3 protein-coding genes are annotated in these 4,645 nt (G+C 42.7%); all 3 read left to right on the forward strand.

Annotated elements, in window-relative coordinates; genetic code table 11:
- Window positions 1-76: 76 nt before the first annotated feature.
- Window positions 77-238, forward strand: a complete 162-nt coding sequence (locus tag D5R40_RS36525; protein WP_161564287.1) for a hypothetical protein — start codon at window positions 77-79, stop codon at window positions 236-238.
- 485 nt (window positions 239-723) lie between these two features.
- Complete coding sequence (locus D5R40_RS30495) at window positions 724-2,934, forward strand: phosphoketolase family protein (RefSeq protein WP_124142743.1); 2,211 nt, start codon at window positions 724-726, stop codon at window positions 2,932-2,934.
- 124 nt (window positions 2,935-3,058) lie between these two features.
- The coding region (locus D5R40_RS30500) for an nSTAND1 domain-containing NTPase (protein ID WP_445974456.1) at window positions 3,059-4,645 on the forward strand (1,587 nt) is incomplete at its 3' end.

Here is a 4,645-nt window from a genome sequence, read left to right on the forward strand (position 1 = left end):
GTACCATTGGTGGCCGAAAATTCAGGTTTAATTACTCCGATGCTACCGGATTTGATATTATACAGCAGATTTAATCATGTTGAACAAAGTTGTGAAACAATTATCAGTAGCTACAGCAACAGTAGGATTAGTAACTTTAGGCGCGACTTTCGCTCATATCCAAACTGCTAATGCTGCTGCCATCAGGTCAGGATTTAACTCAAATACGGCCGTTCGCCCATACAAAAGTAATCTCTGACTTATTTTCATCATTTAGTATTGTCCGCGCCCTAATTACGTAGTGCTATATCTCGCAATTTTGTTGTTGAGGCCAAAAAATCCTTGAAAAGCAATTTTCTTTTAGAGACTTTTCTTAAACAATTAACAATGGCCTGGAATTGGCTGAAGAATACTCACAGACCATCAAGCTGAACCTGAAATACATCGTCATATTATTAACCACATTTATGAAAAAATGTCAATAAGTGAACCACCCATTTTAGGGGTCGAATGAGAGTATAAGCTTTTGGCATTGGTAGTTGGGTCGGAGTCATATTCTTATCTAGTTATCTTTTCGATTTTCTAATGACTTGAATTGTTAAGTTTTTTTCAATTTAGATATAACTTAATAAACATTGCTAGAGCTTATTACTATCCAAAGTAAAAGAAATTAACATCGATCCCTGTAGATGTTAAATTATTGTTAACTGAAAATTAAAGAGATAAAAATACAGATAAATTTGTATGACTGCAACAACGCCAAAACCAACAACAGTTCCAGATTTTTGCGAAGGTATCCAATATTTTGGAGAAGCTTGGCCTGATTTTGAGACCCACGGTAATACTCCAGCAATAGCAGAAGGAAGTAAAGCGATCGCCTCACCAAGGGACCCTGCTGGGGTATATCAAACTCTCCTCTATGCTGATGCTCTGCGTTACCTAATGCTACAAGTTACAGGCAGCAAAGCATCAGGACACCCTGGTGGTTTTGCTAGTCAAGCTGAAGCTTATGCAGCACTGGTAATGTTAGGCTACAAAAATATTATGACAGAAGTCGGACACCATGCCCCCGGTTTTTATAGCGCTGCATTTCTAGACCGCTCCCTAGAAGACATGGAAATCTCCACAGTACAGCAAATGCGCGATCGCTTCCGGGAAATGCACGGACTTCTCGGGCACCTATCTGGCTGCATCCCAGGACTTTTAAACCCTGCCGGACCACTGGGTCAAGGGCAACACTTCGCCATGGCAGCAGCATTATTACACCGTGACACTCTATTTCCATTTACCATGGGAGATGGTGGTATGGGCGAACCATACCCAGTCAGCGCCATGGCACATTTCAATACTGCTTATCCTGAAGTTACCAACTTTTTACCAGTATTAGTGTGGAATGGTTACAGTCAAGAACACCACAGTATGGTATCTACCAAAACCAATGAAGAAATGATTGCCTATTGGAAAGGTAACGGTTTTGCGGAAGTAGTACTGGTAGATGCTAAAGACTTCGACGACAAAAACCAAGCAGGAGATTATATAGATAGCAGTGCTTTCTCTTTTGAAAAGCGTCTAGAATTCACAAAAGCTGTATTAGAAAATGTGGATAAAGCTGCAAAATCTGCTCTCGGTGGCACACTTACCATTTTTATTATCAAACAACTTAAGGGTACAGGGGTTCATGCCAGAGGTTCAAAATCTCATAACCTCTATCCTAAAGATACTCTCGACAGTCCCCACATGATCGAAGCTCTCAAAGAACGTGCTTTACCAGTAGCAGGTTGGGAATTAGTCCGGAAAAATTGCGAACGTGCTGCTGGGGGTCCTGCTTCTAAAACTGTTGTCACTGAATTTGAATACCCGCTAGCAGAATTAGGTCAACTACCTCTAGAAGAATTTGCTGTTGGTGGAGATCCGAAAGTTGCCACAACTGCAATGGGAGCATTAATAGCTCATGTCGGTCAAAAAGACCCTCATTTCTTGCTGACAAATGCGGATGGTAACGCTGCATCGGGAATTAACAATGTTAACCAGGCATTGAAAATTATTCACCCCACCCCCGACGACATTTATTTCCAAGGCCCGAAAGGTCAAGTTTACGAACCTTTGAGCGAAGATGCTTGTGCGGGAATGGCTGCGGGTTTGGCATTGATGGGAGCGAGGACAGTTTGGTGTTCCTATGAATCTTTTGCTATTAACGGCGTACCTATTTGGCAGACTGTCACCCAAGCAATGGCTGAATTGCGTCACCTTACTCCTTCAACAATTACATTATTTACTGCGGGAGCATTAGAGCAGGGGCGCAACGGTTGGACGCACCAACGCCCAGAAATTGAGGCTTATTTTGCAGCGATGATGCGCAATGGGAATGTGTTTGCCCTGTTCCCACCCGATGCTAACAGTATTCAAGCTTGCTATGAGTGGGCGCTGACAACCAAGAATAAGGGTATAACAATCACTGCAAGTAAATCTCCGCTACCAATTCGGACTACTTTTGAACAGACAAGACAAGGGTTGCGGGATGGTGCTGTTGTTCTCCAAGAAGTTGCAGGAGACCAGACAGTTGTGTTTGCGGTAGTGGGAGATATGCCATTAATTCCAGTATTTGAAGCTGCTGCTTATTTGGAAACTGAAGGTATTGGGGTGCGCATAGTCTCGGTGATTAATCCCCGCCGTTTGTATCGTTCCCAGGATACAGGTTGGGATACTTGCTCTGAAGCTGATGGCGGATTTTTAGATGATGCTGGTTTTGAAAAGTTATTTGGTGGTGATGCCTTAATTGGCGTGACTGGCGGTGCGAGTTTAATGTTGGAACCGATAATGTTACGGAGTCAGGTTAAGCGGGATACCTTTGCTTGGCGTCGGGGAGAGACTGCTTCCAGTGCTGGTCAGGTGATGGCTTTTAATGGTTTAACTGCCGAGACTTTGACTAAGCGAGCGATCGAGTTGGTACATTGAGATGATGAGTTAATCTGAGTCGTAGGTTGGGTTAAGCGTTGATCGCAACCCAACACCCTAATGTCACTACACGGAAGTCATGCATTCAAAAGTCAAGAAGTAAGGTATTTGTCCTTACAAAGGTTTGGCTTATTTTGATTGTACAGAAGAGGATGCCAGATATTTCTATGGACGTACTGCTCTAACTGATGAATTATTAGAAAAGGTGCGTGTTGGTAATTTTCTGGCTGTCTTGGGTGCTTCGGGCAGTGGTAAATCTAGTGTTGTCAGGGCAGGATTGTTATATCAATTACAGTTGGGAAGGCGTTTGTCTGGTAGTGAAAGTTGGCAGATTAAAATTTTTCATCCTGGCGAACATCCCCTAAATTCTTTGGCACTCGATTTTTTAGATTCTGAGTTATCTGATATTAAACGCGCTACCCAATTAGCTCAAGCTGAGGAATTGATCAAAAAAGGTTCTGAAGGTTTGAGGCAAATAATTTCTGTGGCGGATACACCAAAACTGGTGCTGGTAGTAGATCAGTTTGAAGAAGCTTTTACCTTATGTCAGGATACCTCAGAACGTCAGCAGTTTTTTGCCTGCTTGTTTGATGCTTTACCGAAAACGGATAAACTCTGTTTAGTCTTGACTATGCGGGCAGATTTTTTTAGTAAATGTATTGAACAGGAATATAGCGGACTGGCACAACTTATGCAGCAACATGGTGTTGTTGTGATGGGAATGTCCGAAGAGGAGTTAAGAAAAGCAATTGTAGAACCAGCAAAACAGGTAGAATTGGAAATTGAGCCAGCACTGGTGGAACAAATACTGGCAGATGTAGCGGATGCTCCAGGGTATCTGCCATTGTTACAATATACACTGACAAGGCTGTGGGAGGAAAGAACAGATAATTGTTTGCAGCTCAAGACTTATGTGCAATTGGGTGGTGTGATGGGTACATTGCGTCAACGTGCTGATCAGGTGTATGAAGGATTTTCTGAAGAGGAAAAAGCAGCAGCGCGATATATTTTTCTAGAACTAACGCAGTTGGGAGAAGGTACCGAGGATACCCGCAGAAGAGTATTGCAGCCGAATTTAGTTAATGAGCGTTATGGAGAAAAACTGATTGAGACTGTAGTTCAGAAGTTAGCTGATGAAAAGTTGGTTGTTACGACTGAAATAGTAGCAAAAGGAGGACGAGCAGAGAGAGTAGCAGTGGTGGATGTGGCACATGAAGCATTGATTCGTCACTGGAGTCTATTGCGGAGTTGGGTGAGTGAAAACCGCGATGCAATTAGAGTCAAGCGTAAGATTGAGATGGCGGCTGAAGAGTGGGAAAGTCAAGGGAAATTAAAGGATTATTTGTTTGTGGGGTTAAAGTTGACGGAAGCAGAGAATTTTTTGGGGAATTATGAAAAGTTAGGTTTGCTGTCTGTGTTGGGGAAGGAATTTATGGATCGCAGCATTCGGCAACGCAAGATAAATAAATGGTTTAGGGTTGGGGAATTTGCTGCTTTTATCAGTGTGGTTGTGCTAGGAGCAGGTTTATCGATTTATTTGGGGATACAATTGAGTGTACAATTAGAAAACCAGACACTTTTTCAGATACAAAACCAGACACTTTTCCAGAATTTCGGAAGTCCTTCAGCAATTGCCTTTAGTCCAGATGGCAAACAGATTCTCAGTGCAAGTAGAGACAGGACTTTGCGCTTGTGGGATACAGATTCGGGT

The sequence above is a fragment of the Okeania hirsuta genome, from assembly GCF_003838195.1.
In the GTDB taxonomy this organism is placed as follows: Bacteria; Cyanobacteriota; Cyanobacteriia; order Cyanobacteriales; family Microcoleaceae; genus Okeania; species Okeania hirsuta.